General features: G+C 63.5%; 3 protein-coding genes. All 3 read right to left on the bottom strand.

Annotated features, from left to right (window positions below):
- Positions 1–86 precede the first annotated feature (86 nt).
- Positions 87–932, bottom strand: a complete 846-nt coding sequence (locus tag ACXJL8_RS39025) for an ABC transporter ATP-binding protein (protein ID WP_456623143.1) — start codon at positions 930–932, stop codon at positions 87–89.
- 151 nt (positions 933–1,083) lie between these two features.
- A complete protein-coding gene (locus ACXJL8_RS39020) occupies positions 1,084–2,076 on the bottom strand; it encodes an ABC transporter substrate-binding protein (RefSeq protein ID WP_456686813.1) in 993 nt (330 codons plus the stop codon).
- A gap of 62 nt (positions 2,077–2,138) precedes the next feature.
- Positions 2,139–2,416 (bottom strand): ABC transporter permease (locus ACXJL8_RS39015; protein WP_456686812.1); only part of this gene is annotated, 278 nt, incomplete at its 5' end.

Raw genomic sequence — 2,416 nt, 5'->3', positions numbered from 1 at the left:
GGAGACACCCTCTCCCCAGCCCTCCCCCGCAGGCGGGGGAGGGAGCGCACCGTGCATATGGCCCGTTCAGAGAACAGCATGACCACCTAATCCAGTGCCCCTTGCGAAAAGAAATGCTTGCGGATGCGCTGCACGAGCTCGGTGAAGACCGGATCGGCCATCACGTCGAGCGAACGCGGGCGCGGCAGCGGCACGTCGTAGATCGCCGCGATCGCACCGGGCCGCTCGGTCATCACCAGCACGCGGTCGGCGAGGAACACGGCCTCCGGAATCGAATGCGTGATCAGCAGCACGGTCTTCCTGGTCTCGCGCTGGATCCGCATCAGCTCGACATTCATGCGCTCGCGCGTCAGCGCATCGAGGGCACCGAACGGCTCGTCCATCAGCATGATTTTTGGATCATGCACCAGCGCGCGGCAGATCGAGGTGCGCTGCTGCATGCCGCCGGAGAGCTGCCAGGGCAGCTTCTTCTCGAAGCCTTCCAGCCCGACCAGCTTCAACAGCGCCTTGGCGCGGTCGAGATATTTTTGCCGCGGCAACCGCTTCATGTCGATCGGCAGCATCACGTTGGAAAGGATGTTGCGCCATGGAAGCAGCAGCGCGTTCTGGAACACGATGCCGACATTGCCATGCGGCTTCGTCACCTTCTCGCCCTCGACCAGGATTTCGCCGGCCGACGGCGGCAACAGCCCGGAGATCAGCTTGAGCAGCGTGGACTTGCCGCAGCCGGATGGACCGACCACGACGAAGAACTCGCCCTCGTTGATGTCAAAATCGAGCGGCCGCAGCGACGGCACGTCGCCGTCGCGCGTCCGGTAGGTCTTCGACACGCCTGACAGCTTGATGCCCGACGCCTCGCCGGCGGCCCGGTCGCTCACCAGTCTCAGATGCGCGGCCGGCTGTGCGTCGATTGGTTTGGTCGCAGGATTCATCGCAACCCTCTCCGCCCGTCGTCCCGGCGAACGCCGGGACCCATACGCCGTGCCGGCGCGTTTGGGCACGCGGCGAGAGACCTTCCGTAACAAGCGTGGACGGTGGTTATGGGTCCCGGCCTTCGCCGGGACGACAGCGGATATTTGTCGCTCACGAGCCGCTCTTCGGCAGGTAATCGCTGGTGTAGAAGGCTTTCGGGTTCTCCTTGGCCTTGGCGTCGAGCCCGCCATATTCGACCATCAGATTGACGGAGTCCGTCATGTTCTGGTCGGTGACCTGGAACGGCCGCTTGCTCTTGGTCTCCGCCGTCCGGTAGAGCGGAATGGTCAGCTCAAAGCCCTGCGTCAGCGTCTCGATCTTGCCGCCCTTCGGGTTGGCATCGAGGATCGACTGCGCCGCCGCCTTCGGCTCCTTCTCGGCGGCTTCGACCGCCKTGGTCGTCGCCGACATGAAGCGGCGGACGAGATCGGCATTGGCCTTCACATAGTCGGAGTTGGCGATGATGCCGGAGGAGACCATGTTGATGCCGTAGTCGGCGAACTTGATCGGATAGACGTCCTTGCCGGTGGCGTCCTTGATCTTCATCGACTGGTCCATGACGTAGCCGAGCAGCAGATCAGCCTGGCCGTTGATGACCGCGTTGAGCTTGGTCTGGCCRTCGCCCGCGACCGTCTGGAAATCGCTTTCCTTCAGGCCGGTCTTCTTCAGGAACAGCGGCCAGATCTGGGTCATGGAGTCGGCCGGCGTGATCGCCACCGTCTTGCCCTTGATGTCCTCGGGCTTCCTGATGTTCTTGTCAGCAAAACCCATGGCGGACATCGGTGAGGTCTGGAGCAGCACGCCGGTCGCGATCACCGGCGCGCCCTTGATCGCGGCGCGCATCATGGTGGGCACGTCGACATAGCCGAAGTCGGCGGTCTTGGCGGCGACCGCCTGCGTGGTCGCAGCCGAGCCGCGGCCTTCCTGGATCTCGAGGTCGATGCCTTCGGCGGCATAAATGCCCTTGGCCTTGCCGTAATAGAACGGCGCGTGCTCGCCATAGACGTACCAGTTCAGCATCAGCACGACCTTGTCGGCTGCCTGCGCCGGCATGGCCGCGAACACCATCAGCGCCACTGATGCAGCTCCTATCCACCGCTTCATCGTTTCTCTCCCTTGCCCTTGTTGCGTCGGCCGTTGGTGGCCGTTCGTTGCTTTGGTTATTGCTAAGAGGCGAAAATCACGTCCTCGCGCTGGCTGACATGCCAGGGAATGACCAGCTTCTCGATCCGGTCCACGATCCAGAACAGCACCACGCCGAGCAGCGCCAGGATCACGAGCGCCGCGAACATCGTCGGCAGGTCGAACGTGCCGATCGAACGCTGCATCACATAGCCGATGCCGGAATTGGAGCCGACGAACTCGCCGACGACGGCGCCAACCACGGCAAGGGTCACCGACACTTTCAACCCTGAGAAGATCGCCGGCAGCGCATGCGGCAGGT

This window comes from Bradyrhizobium sp. P5_C11_2 (genome assembly GCF_054049755.1).
This window is presented reverse-complemented; position numbering and strand designations above follow the sequence as displayed.

Bases quoted from the DNA above. Each gene is read 5' to 3' on its own strand.
- ACXJL8_RS39025 (WP_456623143.1), bottom strand. From the start codon at position 932: ATGAATCCTGCGACCAAACCAATCGACGCACAGCCGGCCGCGCATCTG.